Source organism: Rahnella sp. BCC 1045, from assembly GCF_019049615.1.
Taxonomy (GTDB): Bacteria; Pseudomonadota; Gammaproteobacteria; order Enterobacterales; family Enterobacteriaceae; genus Rahnella; species Rahnella contaminans.
This window is the reverse complement of record NZ_JAFMOZ010000143.1, coordinates 70,797-93,681: the sequence shown is the minus strand read 5'-3', so window position 1 is coordinate 93,681 and position 22,885 is coordinate 70,797. Positions and strand designations below refer to the sequence as shown.

Annotated in this window: 26 protein-coding genes; 16 read left to right on the top strand and 10 right to left on the bottom strand. The window is 50.4% G+C overall.

The window, feature by feature from the left end; genetic code table 11:
- Positions 1–27 precede the first annotated feature (27 nt).
- The gene (gene smpB / locus J1782_RS23625; protein ID WP_101075405.1) at positions 28–510 is read right to left on the bottom strand and encodes an SsrA-binding protein SmpB; all 483 of its coding nucleotides are present in this window, start codon (positions 508–510) and stop codon (positions 28–30) included.
- 156 nt (positions 511–666) lie between these two features.
- Here smpB and J1782_RS23620 point away from each other — a divergent pair, with 156 nt between their 5' ends.
- Together J1782_RS23620 and J1782_RS23615 are read left to right on the top strand one after the other, a co-directional pair.
- Positions 667–1,101, top strand: a complete 435-nt coding sequence (locus J1782_RS23620; protein ID WP_152327803.1) for a type II toxin-antitoxin system RatA family toxin — start codon at positions 667–669, stop codon at positions 1,099–1,101.
- The gene (locus J1782_RS23615) at positions 1,094–1,378 is read left to right on the top strand and encodes an RnfH family protein (RefSeq protein WP_165059232.1); all 285 of its coding nucleotides are present in this window, start codon (positions 1,094–1,096) and stop codon (positions 1,376–1,378) included. Before J1782_RS23620 ends, J1782_RS23615 begins: the two co-directional genes overlap by 8 nt.
- A gap of 77 nt (positions 1,379–1,455) precedes the next feature.
- Here the strand turns inward: J1782_RS23615 and bamE are convergent, their stop codons facing one another.
- From bamE to nadK, 3 genes are all read right to left on the bottom strand, one after another.
- Positions 1,456–1,800 (bottom strand): outer membrane protein assembly factor BamE, encoded by a 345-nt coding sequence (gene bamE / locus J1782_RS23610; protein WP_152327805.1) that lies wholly within the window; start codon positions 1,798–1,800, stop codon positions 1,456–1,458.
- Between the two features lie 112 nt (positions 1,801–1,912).
- Positions 1,913–3,574: a DNA repair protein RecN gene (gene recN, locus J1782_RS23605; RefSeq protein WP_217153998.1), complete on the bottom strand. Its 1,662-nt coding sequence runs from the start codon at positions 3,572–3,574 to the stop codon at positions 1,913–1,915.
- A 96-nt stretch (positions 3,575–3,670) separates the two neighbouring features.
- Positions 3,671–4,549, bottom strand: coding sequence for an NAD(+) kinase (gene nadK / locus J1782_RS23600; protein ID WP_104923140.1), 879 nt, complete (start codon positions 4,547–4,549; stop codon positions 3,671–3,673).
- A 137-nt stretch (positions 4,550–4,686) separates the two neighbouring features.
- Between nadK and grpE the strand changes: the two genes are divergently transcribed.
- Positions 4,687–5,274: a nucleotide exchange factor GrpE gene (grpE, locus tag J1782_RS23595; RefSeq protein WP_152327807.1), complete on the top strand. Its 588-nt coding sequence runs from the start codon at positions 4,687–4,689 to the stop codon at positions 5,272–5,274.
- A gap of 56 nt (positions 5,275–5,330) precedes the next feature.
- Here the strand turns inward: grpE and ung are convergent, their stop codons facing one another.
- Positions 5,331–6,017: a uracil-DNA glycosylase gene (ung, locus tag J1782_RS23590; RefSeq protein WP_217153997.1), complete on the bottom strand. Its 687-nt coding sequence runs from the start codon at positions 6,015–6,017 to the stop codon at positions 5,331–5,333.
- A 337-nt stretch (positions 6,018–6,354) separates the two neighbouring features.
- On the opposite strand from ung, the gene grcA reads away from it, so the two are divergent.
- Positions 6,355–6,738 (top strand): autonomous glycyl radical cofactor GrcA, encoded by a 384-nt coding sequence (gene grcA, locus J1782_RS23585; RefSeq protein WP_112288177.1) that lies wholly within the window; start codon positions 6,355–6,357, stop codon positions 6,736–6,738.
- Positions 6,739–6,825: 87 nt separating this feature from the next.
- On the opposite strand, the gene srmB is transcribed toward grcA, so the two are convergent.
- Positions 6,826–8,154, bottom strand: a complete 1,329-nt coding sequence (gene srmB / locus J1782_RS23580) for an ATP-dependent RNA helicase SrmB (protein WP_095924878.1) — start codon at positions 8,152–8,154, stop codon at positions 6,826–6,828.
- A 156-nt stretch (positions 8,155–8,310) separates the two neighbouring features.
- On the opposite strand from srmB, the gene J1782_RS23575 reads away from it, so the two are divergent.
- Positions 8,311–9,057: a tRNA1(Val) (adenine(37)-N6)-methyltransferase gene (locus tag J1782_RS23575; protein WP_371819822.1), complete on the top strand. Its 747-nt coding sequence runs from the start codon at positions 8,311–8,313 to the stop codon at positions 9,055–9,057.
- Between the two features lie 46 nt (positions 9,058–9,103).
- Here J1782_RS23575 and nadB read toward each other — a convergent pair whose 3' ends face one another.
- Positions 9,104–10,705, bottom strand: a complete 1,602-nt coding sequence (gene nadB / locus J1782_RS23570; RefSeq protein WP_193333206.1) for an L-aspartate oxidase — start codon at positions 10,703–10,705, stop codon at positions 9,104–9,106.
- A 214-nt stretch (positions 10,706–10,919) separates the two neighbouring features.
- On the opposite strand from nadB, the gene rpoE reads away from it, so the two are divergent.
- Genes rpoE through rseC form a run of 4 tightly spaced genes read left to right on the top strand, consistent with a single transcriptional unit; the run spans position 10,920 to position 13,615 of the window.
- A complete protein-coding gene (rpoE, locus tag J1782_RS23565; RefSeq protein ID WP_101075416.1) occupies positions 10,920–11,495 on the top strand; it encodes an RNA polymerase sigma factor RpoE in 576 nt (191 codons plus the stop codon).
- A gap of 30 nt (positions 11,496–11,525) precedes the next feature.
- Complete coding sequence (rseA, locus tag J1782_RS23560; RefSeq protein WP_152327811.1) at positions 11,526–12,173, top strand: anti-sigma-E factor RseA; 648 nt, start codon at positions 11,526–11,528, stop codon at positions 12,171–12,173.
- Complete coding sequence (rseB, locus tag J1782_RS23555; RefSeq protein ID WP_152327812.1) at positions 12,173–13,123, top strand: sigma-E factor regulatory protein RseB; 951 nt, start codon at positions 12,173–12,175, stop codon at positions 13,121–13,123. The genes rseA and rseB overlap by 1 nt, the downstream gene beginning before the upstream one ends.
- A gap of 27 nt (positions 13,124–13,150) precedes the next feature.
- Positions 13,151–13,615: a SoxR-reducing system protein RseC gene (rseC, locus tag J1782_RS23550; protein ID WP_217153996.1), complete on the top strand. Its 465-nt coding sequence runs from the start codon at positions 13,151–13,153 to the stop codon at positions 13,613–13,615.
- A gap of 58 nt (positions 13,616–13,673) precedes the next feature.
- Here rseC and J1782_RS23545 read toward each other — a convergent pair whose 3' ends face one another.
- Complete coding sequence (locus tag J1782_RS23545; protein ID WP_217153995.1) at positions 13,674–14,492, bottom strand: hypothetical protein; 819 nt, start codon at positions 14,490–14,492, stop codon at positions 13,674–13,676.
- Between the two features lie 422 nt (positions 14,493–14,914).
- Here J1782_RS23545 and lepA point away from each other — a divergent pair, with 422 nt between their 5' ends.
- The 7 genes from lepA to acpS all read left to right on the top strand — a co-directional run bounded on the left by lepA (position 14,915) and on the right by acpS (position 21,550).
- Positions 14,915–16,714, top strand: coding sequence for a translation elongation factor 4 (gene lepA, locus J1782_RS23540; RefSeq protein WP_152327815.1), 1,800 nt, complete (start codon positions 14,915–14,917; stop codon positions 16,712–16,714).
- Between the two features lie 28 nt (positions 16,715–16,742).
- Complete coding sequence (gene lepB, locus J1782_RS23535; RefSeq protein ID WP_165059253.1) at positions 16,743–17,720, top strand: signal peptidase I; 978 nt, start codon at positions 16,743–16,745, stop codon at positions 17,718–17,720.
- Positions 17,721–18,008: 288 nt separating this feature from the next.
- A complete protein-coding gene (gene rnc, locus J1782_RS23530; RefSeq protein WP_013576719.1) occupies positions 18,009–18,689 on the top strand; it encodes a ribonuclease III in 681 nt (226 codons plus the stop codon).
- Positions 18,686–19,591, top strand: coding sequence for a GTPase Era (gene era, locus J1782_RS23525; RefSeq protein WP_152327817.1), 906 nt, complete (start codon positions 18,686–18,688; stop codon positions 19,589–19,591). The genes rnc and era overlap by 4 nt, the downstream gene beginning before the upstream one ends.
- A gap of 11 nt (positions 19,592–19,602) precedes the next feature.
- Positions 19,603–20,337 (top strand): DNA repair protein RecO, encoded by a 735-nt coding sequence (gene recO / locus J1782_RS23520; RefSeq protein WP_152327818.1) that lies wholly within the window; start codon positions 19,603–19,605, stop codon positions 20,335–20,337.
- 101 nt (positions 20,338–20,438) lie between these two features.
- Positions 20,439–21,170, top strand: coding sequence for a pyridoxine 5'-phosphate synthase (gene pdxJ / locus J1782_RS23515; protein WP_165059255.1), 732 nt, complete (start codon positions 20,439–20,441; stop codon positions 21,168–21,170).
- Positions 21,170–21,550: a holo-ACP synthase gene (gene acpS, locus J1782_RS23510; protein ID WP_152327820.1), complete on the top strand. Its 381-nt coding sequence runs from the start codon at positions 21,170–21,172 to the stop codon at positions 21,548–21,550. The genes pdxJ and acpS overlap by 1 nt, the downstream gene beginning before the upstream one ends.
- A gap of 21 nt (positions 21,551–21,571) precedes the next feature.
- Here acpS and J1782_RS23505 read toward each other — a convergent pair whose 3' ends face one another.
- Together J1782_RS23505 and J1782_RS23500 are read right to left on the bottom strand one after the other, a co-directional pair.
- Entirely contained in the window at positions 21,572–21,826 is a 255-nt protein-coding gene (locus J1782_RS23505; protein ID WP_101075791.1) for a YfhL family 4Fe-4S dicluster ferredoxin, read from the bottom strand.
- A 100-nt stretch (positions 21,827–21,926) separates the two neighbouring features.
- Positions 21,927–22,775, bottom strand: coding sequence for a MurR/RpiR family transcriptional regulator (locus J1782_RS23500; RefSeq protein WP_217153994.1), 849 nt, complete (start codon positions 22,773–22,775; stop codon positions 21,927–21,929).
- Positions 22,776–22,885 lie beyond the last annotated feature (110 nt).

The following is a 22,885-nucleotide window of genomic DNA, read 5'->3' as shown; positions in this document are numbered from 1 at the left end:
AGAAAAACTGTATGTTAAGCCAGAGACTTAGCGGTTTGAGTTCTTCATGATACGTGCTTTGTCTACTTTCCATTCACGATCTTTAATGTCATCGCGCTTGTCGTGCTCTTTCTTACCTTTTGCCAGGCCGATTTTCACTTTCGACCAGGCATTTTTCCAGTACATAGAAAGCGCGACGACGGTGTAACCATCGCGTGTCACTTTACCGAACAGCGTTTCTAACTCACGTTTGTTCAGCAGTAATTTTCTTGTACGGGTCGGATCACAAACCACATGACTTGACGCCACGTTGAGAGGTTGAATGGTTGCGCCGAATAAAAAGGCTTCACCGTCGCGGAATGTGACATAGCTGTCAGTGATGTTTGCTTTTCCAGCGCGCATCGATTTGACTTCCCATCCCTGCAAAGCAAGCCCCGCCTCGATCTCATCTTCGATGAAGTATTCATGGCGAGCGCGTTTGTTCATCGCGATAGTCGCGGAACCGGGTTTATGTGCTTTTTTCTTTGTCATAGTGACACTTATTATACTGTAAGCGATGCCGAATGAAATCCCCACGCGGTCAGAGTCAGATGTTTTTCCTGTTTGTGGCGCGCTATGCTTCGTAGTTTTTATTACCGCGCAGATAAATGGTATTATCTGTACGTTTTATGACTCCTGGAAAATGATATGCCACAGATAAGTCGTTCTGCGCTTGTGCCGTTCAGCGTGGAACAGATGTACACCCTGGTTAATGATGTCGATGCTTACCCGCAATTTCTGCCCGGTTGTACCGGCAGTCGGATTTTAGAAAACAGTGACACGTCGATGACAGCCGCTGTCGATGTTTCTAAAGCAGGCATCAGTAAAACGTTTACCACGAAAAATACGCTGATAAGCAATAAACGTATTGATATGCAGCTGGTTGATGGCCCTTTCCGGAAGCTAACCGGCGGATGGGATTTCATCGAACTGAGCCCTGAAGCGTGCAAAGTTCAGCTCAGTCTGGATTTCGAATTTACGAATAAGCTGATTGAGCTCGCGTTCGGTAAAATCTTCAAAGAGCTGGCAGGAAGCATGGTTCAGGCGTTCACTTTACGTGCAAAAGAGGTCTACAGTGCCTGAAATCCGCGTTGAAGTGGTCTATGCGTTGCCAGAACGTCAGTACCTGAGAACCGTCAAACTGGAAGAAGGCAGCAATGTTGAACAGGCGGTTATTGCTTCTGGCTTGCTTGAACTGCGTCAGGACATTGATTTAAAAAAGAACAAGCTGGGGATTTACAGCCGGCCCGTAAAATTGGTGGACACGGTGAGCGACGGTGATCGGATTGAAATTTACCGGCCGCTGATTGCGGATCCGAAAGAGCTGCGGCGTATTCGTGCCGAACGTTCAAAAAAATAAGGCGCCTGAGGCGCCTTATTTTTTTACCCTGAAAGATGATTTTTGGTAGCTACCAACGACCATCACACCCGGGCGATTTATTGCTGATCGTTCAACTTCGGTTTGTTATCGATGTTGGTCAGCTCGCCACCCTGGTTGAAGGTCAGCGTTAATGTTTGCTGAGTTATACCTTCATGACCTGGCTCCTGACGGAACACGTAATACCAAACATCACTGCCAAACGGGTCGTGCAACATCGGCGTGCCAAGAACATAAGCAACTTGTTGCTTAGTCATGCCGGTATGAATTTTTTGTACATCAGCAGGAGACAAGTAGTTCCCCTGATTGATGTCAGGCCGATAAACCACCTTTTCCAGAGTGGAACAGCCCGCAGTAAGCATTAGAAGAGCTACAGCGGCGGCAGTTAGCGTTTTACAGCGCATAGTCATTACATTCCTTTAGGGCATAAGATGCCGATGATAATAGACCTTTCATCAGTTTGAAACCTTTGCGGGGCACCTGTATGACCGCTTAAATGTAAAAAAGTTGAGCTTTTTACGCTGCGAGCAACTCTTTTGCATTGGCTAACGTGTTTCGGGTGACTTCACTTCCGCCCAGCAAGCGTGCCAGTTCCTGCAAACGCGCCTTCTTATCAAGACGATTCATTTGGGTTTCTGTCACTTCGCCGTCGGTTTCCTTGCTGACAAAATAATGCTGATGACCACATCCTGCAACCTGAGGTAGGTGAGTTACGCACATTACTTGTGTCGATTCACCCAATTGGCGTAACAGGCGGCCGACAATTGCGGCAGTTGGTCCGCTGATACCGACGTCCACTTCATCAAAGATCAGTGCCGGAGTTTCCATTTTTTGTGCAGTAATGACCTGAATCGCCAACGCGATACGCGACAGCTCACCGCCGGATGCCACTTTAGCCAGCGCCTGAAGAGGCTGGCCCGGGTTAGTCGTAACCTGGAATTCCAGGCGATCCGCACCTTCGATGCTTAGATGTTCAGGTTCGAACTGAACCTGAATTTTAAATTTACCGTGCGGCATGGACAGTGCCTGCATACTTTGCGTGATCAGTTGCGTTAATTCATCAGCAAAATACTGGCGTTTTTCGTGAAGTTGTTCGGCAATGGTCACGGCCTTCTGATAATGACGTTGTACTGCTTCGCTAAGCTCGGCCTGATTCGTTTCCTGCTCATCCAGTGCCTTTTGTTCTTCCAGTAACTGACGATGCAATTCTGGCAGCTCTTCAGCGCTGACATGATGCTTACGTGCGAGGTTCATCTGGCGGGACAGGCGCTGTTCCAGTTCGTACAAGCGGTTTGGATCCATATCCAGACGTTCGCTGTAATGACGCAGTTCGTCGCTGGCTTCGCTAACCTGAATCGAGGCCTCATCCAGCATAATGATCAGCTCGTTCATTTTGCTGTCGAGTTCAGCCAGTTCAGTTAACTGATTACGGGCGGTGTAGAGCATGCTGACAATATTCTGTTCTTCACCATCGGCCAGCAAATACAGAGCACTCTGGCTGAGAGACAACAGCTGTCCGCTGTTTGCCAGACGCTTATATTCTTCATCAATTTGCTCGTATTCACCCGGCTGAGGGGAAAACTCATTGAGCTCTTTTAACTGGTATTGCAGGAGCTGGCGGCGTGATTCACGCTCATTCATCTGCTGCTGATATTGTGCCAGCTGGCGGCAGCTTTGGTGCCAGTTCTGGTAAGCGGTACGCATTTCTGCCAGTAACAAAGGCTGGTCTGAATATGCATCGAGCAGGTCTTTCTGATGCTCAGGTTTGAGCAGAAGCTGATGGGCGTGCTGGCCGTGAATCTGAATAAGATGCTGGCCCAGTTCGCGCAGTTGGGACAACGGCACAGGCGTTCCGTTGATAAAGCCACGTGAGCGACCATCGCTGCTGATCGTGCGGCGCAGCAGGCAATCATGCCCTTCATCCAGCTGATTATCGGCCAGCCAGTGTTTTGCGGAAGGTGTATCGGCAAGGGTGAAACGAGCGCAAATATCTGCACGGCTTGCGCCAAGGCGAACCATGCTGCCATCGGCGCGGTTGCCCAGGCAAAGGCCCAGTGCGTCAATAGCAATGGATTTACCTGCACCGGTTTCGCCGGTGATTGCCGTCATACCGGCATGAAAATCGATTTCTAATTCACGGACAATGGCAAAGTTACTGATAGTTAATTGCGCCAGCATGATCACCTTCCTGTACATAACAACAGACCTGTAATTACATACAGTATAAACTGGTTTTATATACAGTAAAGGGGCTGGTGAACTATTTTTATCAAATCAGAAGAGTTTTTTTGACCATCCGAGTTTGGTGCTTAATGTATTGAAATAGCTGTAATCCTTTGGATGGATTAAGTTGAGATGGAATTCACTTCGGCGGATCACCACTTCTTCACCCGGCTGGATGGGAAGGGCGATCTGGCTGTCACAGCTGATTTCCAGATCATTGCTCATATGTGAAAAACGCAGACAAATGGTGCTGCTGCTATTGATGACCAGCGGGCGCGCGGAAAGCGTGTGCGGGAACATTGGCACCAGCGCGATAGCTTCAAGCGTCGGTGTAAGGATAGGGCCGCCACCTGAAAGAGAATAGGCGGTAGAACCGGTCGGGGTTGAAATAATCAAACCGTCGGAGCGTTGAGAGAAGGCGAATTTGTCGTCAATATAGACTTCAAATTCAATCATGTGCGCGACTTTCCCCGGATGGAGAACGACTTCATTAATGGCCGTGCTCACGCGACATTGCTGGTCTTTGCAGCGTACCATGGCCTCCAGCAGGAAACGCTGTTCGCTGATGTATTCGCCCTGCAGAACATCATCGAGTTGCTGAAGGGCGTTATCCGGATCAAGATCGGTCAGAAAACCGAGATTACCGCGGTTAATGCCGATGACTTTGATGTCATAGCGTGCCAGAACGCGCGCGGCGCCCAGCATATTACCGTCACCGCCAACTACAACGGCAAGATCGGCCAGTTTGCCAATCTCCGCCAGGCTGCCGGTTTGTGCGCCTTCCAGGGCTAAATCTTGTGCCACCTGCCGTTCAACGACGACCTGATAACCTTTTGAGATTAACCAATGGTAAAGCATTTCATGGGTGGCAAGTGCCGAAGGATGGCGTGGGTGCCCGACGATCCCAATGCACTCAAATTTTTTATTCATCGCTGTGGTTATCCTCAGCAGGGTGTGATGACACCTGCATTATGACCGGTTTCATTCAAAACCAAACCTTGAAACCCCGGTTTTGATCCCCATAATAAGCCAACTAGCAAGATTAATGCTAAAACGCGGAGAGATTCATGAGTAGTAAAGAACATAAGACACCTGACGAGCAAGTCTCTGAAGAACTGAATCAGGAACAAGAGCTGCATGCGGAAGCGGAAACTCAGGCGGCAGATGTCGTTGACCCGCGCGATGAACGTATTGCTGAACTGGAAGCACAACTGAAAGAACTCCAGCAGCGTGAGCGTGACAGCCTGCTGCGTGCAAAAGCGGAAGTGGAAAACATCCGTCGCCGTACTGAGCAAGATATCGAGAAAGCGCATAAATTCGCTCTGGAGAAATTCTCCGGTGAGCTGCTGCCAGTTATCGATAATCTGGAACGTGCACTGGATCTGGCTGATAAATCCAATTCAGAGCTGGCAGGTTTGATTGAAGGTGTCGAGCTGACCCTGAAATCTCTGCTGGATGCTGTGCGCAAATTCGGTATGGAAGTGGTGAGCGATATCCACGTGCCTTTCAATCCGGAACTGCATCAGGCGATGACGATGATGGAATCAGAAGAGCTGGAACCTAATCACGTGATGATGGTGATGCAGAAGGGTTACACTCTGAACGGCCGTCTGTTACGCCCTGCAATGGTTGCGGTTTCTAAAGCCAAAGCCTGATTCTGTTTTTCACAGACTGATATGACGAAAGAGGCACCTTCGCGGGTGCCTCTTTTTTATGCCTGTTCGGGTAATACTGGTACCCAGTCAATCGGTGCCAGACCTTGTTGTTCCAGTAAAGCATTCGCCTGCGAGAAGTGCTTACATCCCAGAAAACCGCGATGTGCCGAAAGCGGAGAAGGGTGCGGTGCTTTCAAAACATGGTGGCGGTTGCGGTCAATAATGTTGCCTTTCTTTTGTGCATGAGAGCCCCAAAGCAAGAACACAATCCCTTCACGGTTTTCGTTCAGCGCGGCTATGACTTTGTCGGTGAAGGTTTCCCAGCCCAGTTTGGCATGGGAATGCGCCTGACCGCCTTCAACGGTCAACACCGTGTTCAGCAGCAGCACGCCCTGATCGGCCCAGCTTTGCAGATAGCCGTGAGACGGTCGTTCGAAGCCGGGAATATCAGTGGCCAGTTCTTTGTACATGTTCACTAAAGAAGGCGGAGCAGGGATCCCGGGGCGTACGGAAAAAGATAAACCATGAGCCTGATTGGGACCGTGGTAAGGATCCTGACCCAGGATCACCACCTTGACGTCTGCCAGCTCAGTGGAGCGGAAGGCGTTAAACACATCCTGCTGTGGCGGATATATAGTTTTGCCCGCTGCGCGTTCAACTGCGACAAACTTCAAGGTATCAACGAAATAGGGCTGTTCTTTTTCCTGACCAATCACGTCATGCCAGGTGAGAGTAGTGGACATTGACGCTCTCCTTTTGAGGGTAATTTTAAACTGGCAGTAGCTTACCTGCTCATCCTGCTGAGTGAAACCCGCGTGAGCTTTTACCGATGTTTATCTGCAACTTAACGTTCTATGCAAAATTTGTTGATAATTTACAAAAATAATTTAACCGGCCACCTTGGAAAAATTGATATAAAACATAAATATGCTGAGGGTTGGAAATACCCACACGGAAAAGATTGATATTTATCAAAGAATGCGGGGTGCTCTGCTGTTATATCTGACAACAGGAAAACAGGTTGTGGTCCGGCCTGACATCAATCATTTAACAGTATCGTAGCCAACTTGGAGGCAACATATGATCACCGGGATCCAAATTACTAAAACTGACAACGAAGCGCTGAAAAACTCTTTCTGGCTGCTCGACGATGAAAAAGCTGAAGCGCGTTGTGTATGTGCTAAAGCGGGTTTTGCGGAAGACCAGATCGTAGCTGTCAGCGATCTTGGCAAATTCGAATACCGTGAAGTGCCAATGGAAGTTCAGCCAACCGTGCGCGTGGAAGGCGGTCAGCACCTGAATGTTAACGTACTGCGCCGTGAAACTCTGGAAGATGCAGTGAAACATCCTGAAAAATACCCACAGCTGACTATTCGTGTGTCTGGCTATGCGGTACGTTTCAACTCACTGACTGCTGAACAGCAGCGTGACGTCATTACCCGTACCTTCACTGAAAGCCTGTAATCGCTGCTGAGCCTTTCAGGTTCCTGTGATTGACGGATATAAAAAAACCGCCTTTCGGGGCGGTTTTTCTTTGCATCAAATCAGGCTTTATTTGGATGCGTCTTTCGCAGCGTCAGGTTTAACGCGGCGCTTACCAACGTTTTTGCTGTCACGATGGCGAACTTTCACTTTCACCTTTGATTTTTCCTGATCCGCTTTCTGCTTCTCTTTGCGTTTCGCCAGCACTTTCTTCGAGGGTTTACCGGTGACTTTTTCGCTAGGTGCTTTGGTCTTAGGACGGAAGCCTTCGAGCACGCGTGCTTTCAGCGGTTCGTTCAGGTAACGACCGATTTTACCGAGCAGCAGATGGTCATGCGCTTCCACAAAGGAGATCGCGGTGCCTTTGCGGCCAGCACGACCGGTACGGCCGATACGGTGCAAATAGATATCAGCGGTCAGCGGCAGGTCAAAGTTGAAGACGTGGCTGATGTCGTTAATATCCAGACCGCGGGCAGCAATATCGGTGGCAACCAGCACGTTAACGCGATCTTCGACCATACGTTTCACGGCTTCGGTACGTTTAACCTGTACCATTTCGCCTTCCAGGTAGCAGGAGTTAATCCCTGCCTCACGCAGCCAGGCAACCAGCTCATGCACACGCTCACGCTTACGCACGAAGATCACTGATTTAGTGACGTCTTCCTGTTTCAGCAAATGGATGAGCATCTGGGTTTTATGCGCCAGATCGTCAGCACGGTAATACCATTGCAGGATTTTTTTGCGCTCGCGGCGTGACGGATCGGCTTCAATTTCTACCGGTTCAGTCAGAATGCGTTCTGCGAATTCACGGATGGCTTCCCCTTCCAGCGTTGCGGAGAACAGCAACGTCTGTTTACGCCAGCGTGCTTCGGCAGAAATCGTTTCGATATCCTGAGCAAAACCCATGTCCAGCATGCGATCGGCTTCGTCTAGGATCAGCGTTTCAATTGCACGGCAGTCAAAGTTTTCTTCTTTGATGTATTGCAGCAAACGGCCGGTCGTCGCAACGACGATATCCTGGTTTTCGCTGAACACTTCGGCGTGGTTCATATATGCCACACCGCCGGTGATCGTCGCGATATCCAGATCGGTATGTTTTGCCAGCTCACGCGCCTGTTCAGCAACCTGCATGGCAAGTTCACGGGTTGGCGTGAGGATCAGAATACGGGGAGGACCAGATTTCTTACGCGGGAAATCCAGCAAATGCTGCAAGGCTGGCAACAGGAATGCCGCGGTTTTGCCGGTGCCGGTAGGAGCCGAACCCAACACATCGCGTCCGTCCATTGCTGGCGGAATTGCCTCTGCCTGTATGACAGTCGGGCGGCTATAGCCTTTGTCGCCTAAGGCGTCAATCAGGCGTTCATCGAGTTCGAGTTCGGAAAAAGTGGTTACAGTCATGGTCTACCTCTACTTGGGGCGCCGATTATAGACGTGTTAGACGCGATCTTCACCTATTTAAGCGGTTTACGTGCCTTTTCCTCCACATCTCTTTACCCTATGCTACGACAGTTTTCGTTCAGAGGCCTGATGGCCGGCGTAATTACGGTGAAATGAGTGGCAAAAGAAGTCAGTTCGGCCCGGCCTTTGCGGCGCAACGGGTTTACCTTTAAACAGTTTTTCGTCGCGCATGACCGCTGCGCGATGAAAGTTGGTACCGATGGTGTTCTGCTGGGCGCGACGGCTCCCGTCAGCGGGGCTAAACGCATTCTGGATATCGGCTGCGGCAGCGGCCTTATTGCCATAATGCTGGCTCAGCGTAGTGACCCTCAAACCGCTATTGATGCCGTTGAACTCGAACCTGCCGCTGCTGAACAAGCTGCGGAAAATTTTGGCGAATCTATCTGGACACAACGACTGTCTGTATTCGCGCAGGATATTAATGATTATGCACGGCAGCATCCGGCTGAGTATGATCTGATTGTCAGCAATCCGCCTTATTTTGAATCGGCGGTAGCCTGCCGGGATGAAGCGCGAAATGCGGCCCGTTATACCGAAACCCTCACACACGCATCGCTGCTTGAATGCGCCGGAAAGCTGATTACGCCGCAAGGATTATTCAGTGTTGTGCTGCCTTATGACATTGGCCTGGCATTTGAAGCGCTGGCGCATCAGCAGGGCTGGTTCAGCGCATGGCGGATGGCCGTGCGCGATCGTCCGGGAAAACCCCTTAACCGCCTGTTACTGACGTTATCGAAGCAGCCCGTTGAGAGAGAGGAAGTGGAACTGGATTTACGGAAATCTGAAGGTATTTACAGCGAAGCGTTCTGCGCGCTGATTGCGGATTTTTATCTGAATTACTGACGGATTTTGTATCTTTTAAAGTGCGTTCCTTCGCACTTTTTAGCGACTAAGGCTGCAAGATTGTCGGCTGAGGGTTTTCCTCTAAATCGGGATAATCTAGCGTGAAGTGCAGCCCGCGGCTTTCTTTACGTTCCAGTGCGCTGCGGACGATGAGTTCAGCCACCAGTACCAGATTTCTCAATTCCAGCAGATTATTAGAAATACGGAAGTTGGCGTAATACTCGTCAATTTCCTGTTGCAGCGTCATGATGCGACGCAGGGCACGCTCAAGGCGTTTGGTCGTGCGCACAATTCCCACGTAGTCCCACATAAACAGGCGCAGCTCATGCCAGTTATGCTGGATGACCACCTGCTCATCGGAATTGTCCACCCGGCTTTCATCCCATTGCGGAATGTTTTTCGCCAGTTTTGCGTGAGGCAGGCGCTTAATGATGTCCTCCGCCGCAGACCACCCATACACCACACATTCCAGCAGTGAGTTAGACGCCAGGCGGTTTGCGCCATGCAGACCGGTGTAGCTGACTTCGCCAATCGCATACAAACCGTCGAGATCGGTACGCCCGTGCTGATCCACCATGACACCGCCGCAGGTGTAATGCGCAGCAGGTACAATCGGAATTGGCTGTTTGGTCAGGTCGATGCCCAGTGTTTGCAGCTTTTCATCAATCATCGGGAAATGATGCTTGATGAATTCCGGCGGACGATGGCTGATATCAAGATACATGCAGTCCGCGCCAAGACGCTTCATTTCATGGTCGATTGCCCGCGCCACTACATCACGCGGTGCCAGTTCGCCACGTGCATCGAAATCAGGCATAAATCGTGTGCCGTCAGGGCGTTTGAGCAGAGCACCTTCGCCACGCAAAGCTTCAGTCAGCAGGAAGTTACGCGCCTGCGGGTGATACAGGCAGGTCGGATGAAACTGATTAAATTCCAGATTGGCCACACGACAGCCTGCACGCCACGCCATCGCCACGCCATCACCGGAAGATATATCCGGATTCGTGGTGTACTGATATACCTTCGCTGCACCGCCAGTGGCCAGCACAACCGATTTGGCTCGCAGTGTTTCCACGTGCTCTTTATCACGGTTCCAGACATAAGCACCGACGACGCGTTGTGTGCCCGGTAATCCGAGTTTGCTTGAAGTAATTAAATCAACCGCATTATAGCGTTCTTTAACGCAAATATTGGCGTGCGCCCTTGCTTTCCCAACCAGCGTAGTCTCTACTTCTTTACCTGTAGCATCAGCAGCATGCAGGATCCTACGGTGGCTGTGACCGCCTTCGCGAGTCAGATGATATCGCTCTTCTGAGCTCTCGTTGGTTTCGGTATCAAACAGTACACCCTGGTCGATCAACCACTGTACACAGTGACGTGCGTTGCTGGCGATAAATTCAACGGCTTCTTTCTCACATAAGCCAGCGCCGGCAACTAATGTGTCATCAACGTGTGAGGCAATGCTGTCTGCTTCGTCGAAAACGGCGGCGATCCCGCCCTGTGCGTAAAACGTTGAGCCTTCGTTGAGCGGGCCCTTACTGAGAACAGTGACGTGACAGTGGTCTGCAAGTCGCAAAGCCAGAGAAAGGCCCGCAGCGCCACTTCCGATTATCAATACATCGCTAACAAATTCAGATGAAGGTTGCATAACGTATGATGTTTGCAGAAGAAGAGGGAAATTCATGTTAGCCTAAACCTCCGTGAAAAAGCCACGGGCATGAGACTTCAATAGAAAAAACAATGGCGATGTGGAACTTTATGTTTCATGTGAACTCCAAGCAGTACTTGCTCAGGAATATAATGATGAAAGCTGGCAGTACGACTTTAAGCGCGGAGATGGTTTTGGGGAGATTTTACCTCGGATGAGCGAGCAGTTAGCCGATCAAGTTCTGGTTGAGCGGGTCCAGAAGGGTGATCAAAAATCGTTCAATTTACTGGTTGTTCGTTACCAGCATAAGGTAGCGAGCCTTGTATCCCGCTATGTGCCACAGGGCGATGTGCCTGACGTGGTTCAGGAATCTTTTATTAAAGCGTATCGCGCGCTGGAATCTTTCCGCGGCGACAGTGCTTTTTATACCTGGTTGTACCGTATTGCAGTCAACACAGCGAAAAATTATCTGGTTGCTCAGGGACGACGTCCGCCTTCAAGTGACGTCGACGCAAATGAAGCCGAAAACTTCGAAAGTGGTGGTGCCCTGAAAGAAATTTCGAACCCAGAGAATTTGATGTTGTCTGAAGAGTTACGACAGATAGTTTTCCGTACTATTGAAGCGCTTCCTGAAGATCTTCGCATGGCGATTACCTTGAGGGAGTTGGATGGGCTGAGCTATGAAGAAATAGCTGCCATCATGGATTGTCCGGTGGGTACGGTTAGATCCCGTATATTCCGTGCCCGGGAAGCAATTGATAACAAAGTTCAACCGCTCATCCAGCGTTAGAGATGACGGACACAGGAAGGGTACTTAGGCATGCAGAAAGAAAAGCTTTCCGCTCTGATGGATGGTGAAGCGATTGATTCAGAACTGTTAAGTTCTTTATCAACGGATAATAAGCTTCAGCAAAGCTGGCAGAGTTATCATTTGATCCGCGATACCTTACGCGGTGATATTGGGAATGTGGTGCATCTGGATATCGCAGACCGTGTGGCCGCAGCGCTGGCAAACGAGCCGGTTAAACTGGTGCCGGGTTCTGCTACAGAATCGCAGCCTCAGCCTCATACCTGGCAGAAAATGCCTTTCTGGCACAAAGTTCGTCCTTGGGCGAGCCAGCTGACCCAGATTGGTGTGGCCGCGTGTGTGTCTCTGGCCGTGATTGTGGGTGTGCAGCACTACAATCAGCCTGACGCAACGGGTGCTTCTCCGGAAACTCCTGCGTTCAATACGTTGCCTATGATGGGTAAAGCTTCTCCGGTGAGCTTCGGCGTGCCAAATGAAGGCAATACCACCAGCGGGCAACAAAATGTGCAGGAGCAACGTAAACGCATCAATGCTATGTTGCAGGATTACGAACTGCAGCGCCGCTTGCACTCTGAGCAGCTTCAGCTCGAACCGATCACGCCGCAGCAAGCTGCTGTTCAGGTCCCCGGAACTCAGTCTTTAGGAACGCAAACGCAGTAATGAAGCAATTTTGGTTTGCCGTTTGTTTAGCGACGGGCAGCCTGCTTTCTTCAAGTATCGCCTCGGCAGAACCGACTTCCGAGGCGTTATTACAAGAAATGGGTAAAGCCAGCCAGTCGCTGAATTATGAAATGGGTTTTATCAACATCACGAAGCAGGGGATTGACTCCTTTCGCTATCGTCATGCTGTCTCGAAGGAAGTCTTACTCGCTCAGCTGGTTCTGATGGATGGGCCGCGCCGTGAAATTGTCCAGCGTGGAAAAGACATCAGCTACTTTGAGACCGGGTTACAGCCTTTCACTCTGGATGGCGATCATATCGTTGATTCCCTTCCTTCCATCGTTTTCAGTGATTTCTCCCTGCTTTCAAAATACTACGACTTTATTGCCGTAGGTCGCGCCCGTGCTGCCGATCGCCTGAGTCAGGTTATCCGCGTTGTTTCGCGGGATGGTACGCGTTTCAGCTATGTCATCTGGGTGGACGAGCAGACGAAATTGCCTATGCGTGTTGATCTGTTAGACAGAGACGGTGAAACACTGGAGCAGTTCCGTGTCATCAGTTTTGATGATGGAAAGCAAGCCATTGGCATGCTGGCTGATTTGGAAAAAGCAAGTTTACCGCCTGTGCTTTCTTTACCTGCTTCCGAGCAGGCGAAATTTAGCTGGCAGGTGAAATGGCTTCCGGCGGGTGTCACGGAAGTGGCAAGCAGTCGCAGAAACTTGCCAAATATGCCCGTCACGATAGAATCACGTCTGTATACTGATGGATTATTCAGTTTCTCCGTCAATATCAGCTCTACGACCAGCGGGCCCTCTGAGCAGTTAATCAGGCAGGGGCGCAGAACGGTGCAGACAGAAATTCGCAACGGCAATGAAATTACCGTTGTCGGAGAATTGCCACCTTCAACAGCCAAACGTATTGCTGACAGTATCGTCTTCTCCGCAAAATGACTTTTGACTAAAAAAACGGGTGATCACATGATGAAAGAATGGGCCACAGTTATCTCGTGGCAAAATGGTATTGCAACGCTGCGTTGTGAAACGCAGGCGGGTTGCAGTAGCTGCCATTCACGCTCAGGTTGTGGTGCCCGCGTATTGAATGAGTTAGGGCCACAAACCGAGCATAATCTTCAGGTCAGCATCAATGAACGTCTGGAACCGGGTCAGAAAGTCGAACTTGGGATCCCCGAGGGAAGCCTTCTTCGTTCGGCATTTTTGGTTTATATGACGCCATTGTTTGGTGTCATTGCTGGCGGCGGGTTGCTACAGGCCCTGCTGAAAGAAGATATGTATGCAGTGATTGGTGCTGTGCTCGGCGGTGGATTGGGCTTCCTGATTGCAAAAGCGCTGGCGGCAAAAGTCGACGGCAAAACTGGTTATCAGCCGGTGGTCTTGCAGGTCGGGTTACCACCGAATGCATTCCGCTACTCTGCTGACAGCTAAAACCTCTCCATTCATGATGCGTATAAATGCCACTGTTTCTTTTGATTCAGTGGCATTTTTAGTTTCTGACAGGTATACGGTTCTGAATCATATGCTCAATCAGCGCGATGAAAAGATCTGCGCTTGAGAGCGAGGTATAGTGCACGGAAAACAGGATCCTGCCGTGTTTATCCAGCAATCGAATCAGCGGGCTGTTGCTGCCACCGCTGATAAACTGAATGTCTTCAACCGGCACCATTTTCCCTTCATCCGTGGTCAGCATCAGCGCGCTCAACCTGATTCGTTTTTCGTGCGTTGCCAGAAGGTTAGAGCTGATAAACCGTTTAAATCCGCAGCGGGCATTGAGCAGACGGGTAAAAAGAATATCGCCACCCTGAGCCAATGTATTTAATGCCCACGGACCACGAAACATCAGTTGTTCGTTTTTAATAACTTCAATTAACCGCTCGGAATGAGCAATGTTTGGCGTGATCCTATGCCAGGTTTTGCTATTTTCTTCACGAAATATCATCGTGTTTAAAATGCGACGTGTATATTTACCGGTTCTGAAACGATATATATCTATAATCCTTTCGAACGGAATAAAACGATTCTTTTTATCCGTCTGGCTTATAACTAAAATACCGTTTTCATGCAGCTGATAGATTTGATGTGGACGGATGAAGCGTCTTAGCATGATGAGGACAATCCCCAGCGCAATGCTGAGCAAAGCAGATAGCACAACGCTGTGCAGCCCGGCTGCGGTATGCCCGAAAGCCAGCAGGAATGCAATTTGCACCGCGCCGCCGATCAGTAACAGAACTGACAGGACCAGAGTGATCCACGAGTTGGCTTTGGCAAAGCCATGCTGACTGAGCAGCCGCCCTTCATTGATCATATCGCTAACCTTGTGACCGGATTGAATTAAAATAAAAAAGTTGTTTAAAGAAGACAGTAATTAAAACCTAAGTAGGTTGGGGGAGAGTTATTTCTTTTTATAACAATATATTAAGTCGCGGTGTCTGTTTTTGTATATGGGCATTTTCCTAAAATAAACAGAAGGCGTTTGTATTTTCCGGACTCGGATTAATGGACGTTGCTGGCAGGCGCAAAGAGGCGACAAATGAAAATAAATGAAAAGTTGACCTCTTCCTGATGGGAAAGCTCGCATAATCTGGAGTTAGGGTGTGCCGAGACTAGGTTTTCCCAGTGCTGGCATGTAGAATGCTGCGACTTAGGCGAAAGACAGCCAACCTACAAACCGTCGCTGTATGTTCATGGCGAATGATTCAGAAATACCAAGGCAGAAAAACTTTTATAATGAAGCATATACGAAATTTCTCCATTATTGCCCACATTGACCACGGTAAGTCGACGCTGTCAGACCGTATTATTCAAATTTGCGGTGGCTTGTCCGATCGTGAAATGGAAGCGCAGGTTCTCGATTCAATGGATCTGGAACGTGAACGCGGCATCACCATTAAAGCGCAAAGCGTTACCCTCGATTACAAAGCGAAAGACGGTCAGGTTTATCATCTGAACTTTATCGACACCCCGGGGCACGTTGACTTCTCTTATGAAGTTTCCCGTTCTCTGGCCGCCTGTGAAGGTGCGTTGTTGGTGGTCGATGCCGGTCAGGGCGTAGAAGCGCAGACCCTGGCAAACTGTTACACCGCGATGGAAATGGATCTGGAAGTGGTTCCGGTTCTTAACAAAATCGATTTGCCAGCCGCTGATCCCGATCGTGCTGCACAGGAAATCGAAGACATCGTGGGTATCGATGCGACCGACGCGGTACGTTGCTCGGCGAAAACCGGTGTTGGCGTGCCAGAAGTGCTGGAACGTCTGGTTCGTGATGTTCCGCCGCCGGAAGGTGATCCGGAAGCGCCGCTCCAGGCATTGATCATCGACTCCTGGTTCGATAACTACCTTGGCGTGGTTTCTCTGGTGCGTATCAAAAACGGCACCATGAGAAAAGGCGACAAAATTAAAGTCATGAGTACCGGTCAGGTGTATAACGCCGATCGTCTGGGTATTTTCACGCCTAAACGTGTTGATAAAGACATCCTGAACTGCGGCGAAGTTGGCTGGTTGGTTTGCGCGATCAAAGACATCCTGGGCGCGCCGGTAGGCGATACCCTGACATTAGCGCGTCAGCCTGCGGACAAAGCGTTGCCTGGTTTCAAGAAAGTGAAGCCTCAGGTTTATGCCGGCCTGTTCCCGGTCAGCTCTGACGATTATGAAAACTTCCGTGACGCGCTGGGTAAACTCAGCCTGAACGACGCCTCCCTGTTCTATGAACCAGAAAGTTCTACCGCGCTGGGCTTCGGCTTCCGCTGTGGTTTCCTGGGCTTACTGCACATGGAAATCATTCAGGAACGTCTGGAACGTGAATACGATTTGGATCTGATCACCACCGCACCGACGGTAGTGTATGAAGTCCTGACCACCGGTAACGAAACCGTTTATGTCGACAGCCCCTCTAAATTGCCTGCGCTGAACAACATTCTCGAATTACGCGAGCCTATCGCCGAATGTCACATGCTGATGCCGCAGGAATATCTGGGCAGCGTGATCACGTTATGTATTGAGAAACGTGGCGTGCAGACCAATATGGTTTATCACGGCAATCAGGTTGCGCTGACTTACGAAATTCCAATGGCGGAAGTCGTGCTCGATTTCTTTGACCGTCTGAAGTCCACTTCGCGCGGTTATGCGTCTCTTGATTACAATTTCAAACGTTTCCAGACTTCTGACATGGTGCGTGTTGATGTTCTAATCAATGGCGACCGTGTGGATGCGCTGGCGCTGATCACTCACCGTGGCAACTCACAGTTCCGTGGACGCCAGCTGGTTGAGAAGATGCAGGAATTAATCCCGCGTCAGCAGTTCGACATTGCAATCCAGGCGGCGATTGGTGCTCACATCATTGCCCGTTCGACGGTTAAGCAATTACGTAAAAACGTTCTCGCCAAGTGTTATGGCGGTGACGTAAGCCGTAAGAAAAAACTGTTGCAGAAACAGAAAGATGGTAAGAAACGTATGAAGCAAGTGGGTAACGTTGAGTTACCACAGGAAGCGTTCCTGGCCATTCTTCACGTAGGCAAAGACAGCAAATAAATCCTTAATTGAGTTGTAGGGAGTATGCATGGCTAACATGTTTGCCCTGATTCTGGCGATTGCAACGCTGGTATCAGGGATTATCTGGTGCCTTGATCGTTTCAAGCTGGCACCCGCACGTCGGGCGAAAATTGCTAAAATTAAGGCCGAAACTGGCGGTGCAGTTGACGACGTCACGCTGAGCAAGGTCGCGAAGCAGCCAGGCTGGGTGGAAACCTGTGCTTCTGTATTCCCGGTACTGTTAGTCGTGTTCGTGGTGCGTTCATTTATTTATGAACCCTTCCAGATCCCGTCCGGTTCAATGATGCCAACGCTGTTGATTGGCGATTTCATTGTGGTGGAAAAATACGCCTATGGTCTGAAAGATCCGATCACTCAGACCAAGCTTATTCCGACTGGCGAACCAAAACGTGGCGATGTGGTGGTATTTAAATACCCACGTGATCCGAGCGTTGACTATATTAAACGTTTAGTGGGGCTGCCGGGCGATCGCGTAACCTATGATCCCTTCAGCAAGCAGGTGACCGTTCAGCCTGCCTGTGAAAATGGACAGAGTTGCAATACGGCGCTTGCGGTGACTTACGACACGGGCACAGCCAGTGATTTTGTACAGACTTTCGGCCAGTCTTCTGGAGGCGAAGCAAGCAGCGGTTTCTTTGAGACTCCGCCGACCGGCAACGTTCCGCAGGACGGCGTTCGTCTGGTGCAACGTAATGAAACGCTGGGCAATGTGACTCACCGTATTCTGACCGTGCCTGGCGCGCGTGACCAACTGGGTGCGTATTATCAGCAACCGGGTCAGCCTCTGGGAACCTGGGTTGTTCCGGCCGGCCATTATTTCATGATGGGCGACAACCGTGATAACAGTGCCGATAGCCGTTATTGGGGCTTCGTGCCAGAGCAGAATTTAGTGGGCAGAGCCTCTGCAATCTGGATGAGCTTTAAAAAGCAGGAAGGTGAATGGCCGACCGGTGTTCGTTTAAGCCGTATTGGTGGGATTCATTAATCTGCTGGCGTCAGCAGCCCGATAATTCAAGTTGCAGGAAGCTCTGGCTCCTGCAACTTCTGTTTTGGCGGCTATATTAGCGCAGCATTATATTTTCACCCGTTGTAGAATATCCTTTCGGGCGATAAAAGTTGGCCCCCTGATTTTTAGTTTTTCTTTGAAAAGAACAAAAACACAAAAGAACAGAGGGAGCCACTGCAAACGAAACAGCTTTGGATTGGCTTAGGGCGAAGCAGGCCTGTTCCGTATGCTGAAGTTTTTGACGCATTCTTGATCTATTGGTAACTCATGAATCCCATTGTAATAAACAGGCTTCAGCGGAAGCTGGGCTACACTTTTCAACAGCAGGAGCTTTTATTGCAGGCACTGACTCACCGCAGCGCCAGCAGTAAGCACAATGAGCGTTTAGAGTTCCTGGGTGACTCAATTCTTAGTTATGTAATTGCTAACGCTTTGTACCATCGCTTTCCTCGCGTAGACGAGGGCGATATGAGTCGTATGCGTGCCACGCTGGTACGCGGAAATACGTTAGCTGAAATGGCACGTGAATTCGATCTCGGCGAATGCCTGCGTTTAGGGCCGGGCGAATTGAAAAGTGGTGGTTTCCGCCGTGAGTCAATTCTCGCGGATACGGTGGAGGCACTCATTGGCGGCGTGTTCCTGGACAGTGATATCCAGACCGTCGAAAAGCTGATTCTCGATTGGTACCGTAGTCGTTTAGACGAAATCAGTCCCGGTGATAAGCAGAAAGACCCAAAAACCCGTTTACAGGAGTTTTTGCAAGGTCGCCATCTGCCGTTGCCTTCTTATCTGGTTGTGCAGGTTCGCGGTGAAGCGCACGATCAGGAGTTTACCATCCACTGCCAGGTTAGTGGCTTGAACCAGCCGGTTGTAGGAACCGGTTCAAGTCGCCGAAAAGCCGAGCAGGCGGCAGCGGAACAAGCGCTGATACAGCTGGAGCTTGAATGAGCGAAGAAAAAAGTTACTGTGGTTTTGTTGCAATCGTAGGCCGTCCTAACGTCGGCAAATCTACATTGCTTAATGAATTATTGGGGCAAAAAATCTCCATTACTTCACGCAAACCACAAACCACGCGTCACCGCATCATGGGCATCCATACTGAAGGGCCATATCAGGCTATTTACGTGGATACCCCGGGGCTGCACATCGAAGAAAAACGTGCAATCAACCGCCTGATGAACCGTGCTGCAAGCAGCTCAATTGGTGATGTTGAACTGGTGATCTTCGTGGTTGAAGGCACAAACTGGACTGCTGATGACGAAATGGTCGTCAACAAACTGCGTGATTTGAAATCGCCGGTTCTGCTGGCTATCAACAAGATTGATAACGTCACCGATAAATCTAAATTACTGCCGCATTTGCAGTTCCTTAGCGAGCAAATGAACTTCGTCGATATCGTGCCTATCTCTGCTGAGAAAGGGACCAACGTAGACACCATCGCCGCTCTGGTTCGCAAACGTCTGCCGGAAGCGATTCATCACTTCCCGGAAGACTACATTACCGACCGTTCACAGCGCTTTATGGCCTCTGAAATCATCCGTGAAAAACTGATGCGTTTCCTGGGCGAAGAGCTGCCGTATTCAGTCACCGTTGAAATCGAACGTTTCGTCACTAACGAGCGTGGTGGTTACGATATCAATGGCCTGATTTTGGTAGAACGTGAAGGCCAGAAGAAAATGGTTATCGGTAACAAAGGCTCTAAAATCAAGACGATTGGCATCGAAGCCCGCCAGGACATGGAAAACATGTTCGAAGCGAAAGTCCATCTTGAGTTATGGGTTAAGGTCAAATCCGGCTGGGCAGATGACGAACGTGCATTGCGCAGCCTGGGTTATGTAGACGACTTATAAGGTCCGCGCCTATGGAAGGCTGGCAACGCGCATTTGTTTTGCATGGGCGACCTTACAGTGAAACCAGCCTGATGCTGGATCTCTTCACTGAGGGACAAGGGCGGGTACGCATACTGGCTAAAGGTGCGCGTGGCCGCCGGTCCAATCTGAAAGGCTGCCTGCAGCCTTTTACGCCTTTACTGGTTCGCTGGAGCGGGCGGGGAGAAGTCAAAACCCTGCGCAACGCCGAGCCGGTTTCTCTGGCACTTCCCCTTTCTGGTTTGATGCTTTATAGCGGCCTGTACGTTAATGAACTGGTTTCCCGCGTACTCGAGCAGGAAGCGAACTATTCCGCCTTATTCTTCGATTATCTGAATTGCCTGCAAAATCTGGCCGGTGCCACAGGCTCGCCGGAATATGCCCTGCGCCAGTTCGAATTATCCCTATTGTACCATCTGGGCTACGGCGTGGATTTTCTGCATTGCGCTGGCAGCGGCGAAGAAGTCAGTGACACCATGACTTACCGTTACCGCGAAGAGAAAGGGTTTATCGCCAGCCTGGTTATCGACAATTCCAGTTTCACCGGCAGGGATTTAAAAGCCCTCGCCAGCCGTGAATTTGACGTCGTTACCTTGCGCGCTGCCAAACGTTTCACGCGCATGGCGCTGAAGCCGTATCTCGGCGGGAAACCGCTGAAAAGCCGTGAGCTGTTCCGCCAGTTTCAGGTTAAAAAGCCCGTCTCATCTTCTGACAATTCTGTCGGTTAATTCAGACTCTGCTCTACACCCCGACATCCGCTAAGGTGTAAACTGCGTAAAACGTTTTTGTTCCATTCTTAAATCAATCCATTCAAAAATCTGGAGCTGTTATGGCTGAGTTGCTGTTGGGCGTTAACATTGATCACATCGCGACACTGCGTAATGCGCGTGGTACGGCTTATCCTGATCCGGTCCAGGCTGCGTTTATCGCCGAGCAGGCGGGGGCGGACGGCATTACTGTTCACCTGCGAGAAGATCGCCGCCATATCACCGACCGTGATGTGCGTCTTTTGCGCCAGACTATCCAGACCCGTATGAATCTGGAAATGGCCGTGACCGATGAAATGGTCGGGATCGCCTGTGAAATTCTGCCGCATTTCTGCTGCCTGGTGCCGGAAAAACGCGAAGAAGTGACCACCGAAGGCGGGCTGGACGTGGCTGGTCAGCTCGACAAAATGACAGTCGCCGTTTCCCGTCTCAGCGAAGCGGGCATTCTGGTTTCCCTGTTTATCGACCCGGATTTGCGTCAGATTGACGCCGCAGTTGCCGTCGGTGCGCCTTATATTGAAATTCACACCGGTGCTTACGCTGAAGCCCAAACCGATCTTGAGCGTCTGGCTGAACTGGAACGCATCAAACAAGGTGCAGCGTACGCCGCGGGCAAAGGCCTGAAGGTTAATGCGGGCCACGGTCTGACTTACCATAACGTGCAGCCGATTGCGGCTCTGCCGGAAATGCATGAGCTGAATATCGGCCACGCGATTATCGGTCAGGCGGTGATTGACGGGTTGTCTGGTGCCGTGCGCGAAATGAAAAACCTGATGCGGGAAGCACGCCGTTAATGAGCATTTTAGGTTTAGGTACGGATATCGTTGAAATAACCCGTATCGAAGCTGTGATTGAACGCAGTGGTGACCGGCTGGCGCGCCGTATTCTGTGCGCGAATGAATGGGCTGTTTACCAGCAACATCAGCAGCCGGTTCGCTTTCTGGCCAAGCGTTTTGCCGTCAAAGAAGCAGCAGCAAAAGCGCTGGGAACCGGGATCCGCAACGGTCTGGCGTTTGAGCAGTTTGAAGTGGTCAATGACAGTCTCGGGAAACCGGGGCTGGTATTCCATGCGCGCGCAGCGGAAATGGCGGCAGAAATGGGCGTGAAATCGGTGCATGTCACGCTGGCTGATGAACGCCGTTATGCCTGTGCAACCGTAATTATCGAAAATTAATTCAGTGCATCACGCCGTGAATTATACGGTGTGATGCAGTACCACGAATTTATCCCACAGCTCTTCGTTGGTTTCTTTATGTGCTGGATTGATGATGATCGTATTGTCGATCGGGCAGACACTCTGACAGGTCGGTTTATCGTAATGACCGATACATTCCGTACAGCGATCGCTGTCGATTTCATAGATCTCATTGCCCATCGAGATCGCCTGATTCGGGCACTCCGGTTCGCACATATCGCAATTTATGCATTTGTGTGTGATCAGCAGGGCCATAGTCTTTCTCGTATCGTCAATAATCAGGGCGCGCAGTATAGCAGAATTGCGCTGGCGTAGGATCCGCACCCGCGCCTTTCCACATCTCAAATGATCCTGATCAAACCAGCTTTTTTACCAGCTCTTCGCTGTGGCGGATCCGTTCCGGCGCATGCTCTGTATCCTGCTGAACCAGTGCAACAAACAGTAAATCCGTCAGGGAAGATTGCGCGGTGGTAGCCGAAAGCGCCGCGCCGCGCGTTGCCGGTAATTCGGCGACCGTATACAGGCAATGGTCAGCCTGCTGCTGCAATGAATTTGGCGAGAAGCCGGTCAGTGCCAGCACTTTTGCGCCGCTCTCTTTCGCCACCCGTGCCGCCAGATTGATTTCACTGCGCTCACCGCTGGAAGAAATCGCCAGCAATAAATCGTCTTTTGACAGTGCCTGAACGGTGGCAATCAGCACGTGCGTATCGGATTCCGCGATGGCTGTGACGCCGATTTTCAGCAATTTATACGCCAGATCTCTCGCGACCAGCCCTGACGCGCCGATGCCCGTCAGCACAATTTTTCTGGCATCTGTCAGCATTGAAAGGGCTATTTGCAGACGCGGCTCGCTGTTGATATCCAGCGTAGCACGCAGCGCAGACTGCTTTTCGGCCAGCAGCTTTTCCCCCACAACGTGCAGGCTGTCCGTACTCAGAATCTGATTATGGACGGTAACCGGCTCACTGTTATTGGGGGATGCCAGCGATTCACTCATGGCCAGTTTCAGCGCGGGGAAGCCTTTGTAGCCCAGCTTCTGAGCGAATTTCACCACGCCGGACTGGCTGACACCGGCCATTTCAGCCAGTTTTTGTGAACTTAGATGGCGCGCCTGTTCCGGCTCCGCCAGTAAAAAGTCAGCCAGTTTTCGGTCATTTTGTGCCAGTGTCGGGTAAAGCTGGCGGATGCGGATCATGCAGCTCATGGTGGTTTTTCCCAGCCTCTCTGAATACTGACATCACGTTTTACGGATTATGTTATCTAAAATAGCAAATATTCCTCGCAATGATGAATAAAATATTCAAATATCACGTA

Coding starts and splice junctions, on each gene's coding strand:
- smpB (WP_101075405.1), bottom strand. CDS start 510: ATGACAAAGAAAAAAGCACATAAACCCGGTTCCGCGACTATCGCGATG.
- J1782_RS23620 (WP_152327803.1), top strand. CDS start 667: ATGCCACAGATAAGTCGTTCTGCGCTTGTGCCGTTCAGCGTGGAACAG.
- bamE (WP_152327805.1), bottom strand. CDS start 1,800: ATGCGCTGTAAAACGCTAACTGCCGCCGCTGTAGCTCTTCTAATGCTT.
- recN (WP_217153998.1), bottom strand. CDS start 3,574: ATGCTGGCGCAATTAACTATCAGTAACTTTGCCATTGTCCGTGAATTA.
- nadK (WP_104923140.1), bottom strand. CDS start 4,549: ATGAATAAAAAATTTGAGTGCATTGGGATCGTCGGGCACCCACGCCAT.
- grpE (WP_152327807.1), top strand. CDS start 4,687: ATGAGTAGTAAAGAACATAAGACACCTGACGAGCAAGTCTCTGAAGAA.
- ung (WP_217153997.1), bottom strand. CDS start 6,017: ATGTCCACTACTCTCACCTGGCATGACGTGATTGGTCAGGAAAAAGAA.
- grcA (WP_112288177.1), top strand. CDS start 6,355: ATGATCACCGGGATCCAAATTACTAAAACTGACAACGAAGCGCTGAAA.
- srmB (WP_095924878.1), bottom strand. CDS start 8,154: ATGACTGTAACCACTTTTTCCGAACTCGAACTCGATGAACGCCTGATT.
- nadB (WP_193333206.1), bottom strand. CDS start 10,705: ATGCAACCTTCATCTGAATTTGTTAGCGATGTATTGATAATCGGAAGT.
- rpoE (WP_101075416.1), top strand. CDS start 10,920: ATGAGCGAGCAGTTAGCCGATCAAGTTCTGGTTGAGCGGGTCCAGAAG.
- rseA (WP_152327811.1), top strand. CDS start 11,526: ATGCAGAAAGAAAAGCTTTCCGCTCTGATGGATGGTGAAGCGATTGAT.
- rseB (WP_152327812.1), top strand. CDS start 12,173: ATGAAGCAATTTTGGTTTGCCGTTTGTTTAGCGACGGGCAGCCTGCTT.
- rseC (WP_217153996.1), top strand. CDS start 13,151: ATGATGAAAGAATGGGCCACAGTTATCTCGTGGCAAAATGGTATTGCA.
- J1782_RS23545 (WP_217153995.1), bottom strand. CDS start 14,492: ATGATCAATGAAGGGCGGCTGCTCAGTCAGCATGGCTTTGCCAAAGCC.
- lepA (WP_152327815.1), top strand. CDS start 14,915: ATGAAGCATATACGAAATTTCTCCATTATTGCCCACATTGACCACGGT.
- lepB (WP_165059253.1), top strand. CDS start 16,743: ATGGCTAACATGTTTGCCCTGATTCTGGCGATTGCAACGCTGGTATCA.
- rnc (WP_013576719.1), top strand. CDS start 18,009: ATGAATCCCATTGTAATAAACAGGCTTCAGCGGAAGCTGGGCTACACT.
- era (WP_152327817.1), top strand. CDS start 18,686: ATGAGCGAAGAAAAAAGTTACTGTGGTTTTGTTGCAATCGTAGGCCGT.
- recO (WP_152327818.1), top strand. CDS start 19,603: ATGGAAGGCTGGCAACGCGCATTTGTTTTGCATGGGCGACCTTACAGT.
- pdxJ (WP_165059255.1), top strand. CDS start 20,439: ATGGCTGAGTTGCTGTTGGGCGTTAACATTGATCACATCGCGACACTG.
- acpS (WP_152327820.1), top strand. CDS start 21,170: ATGAGCATTTTAGGTTTAGGTACGGATATCGTTGAAATAACCCGTATC.
- J1782_RS23505 (WP_101075791.1), bottom strand. CDS start 21,826: ATGGCCCTGCTGATCACACACAAATGCATAAATTGCGATATGTGCGAA.
- J1782_RS23500 (WP_217153994.1), bottom strand. CDS start 22,775: ATGAGCTGCATGATCCGCATCCGCCAGCTTTACCCGACACTGGCACAA.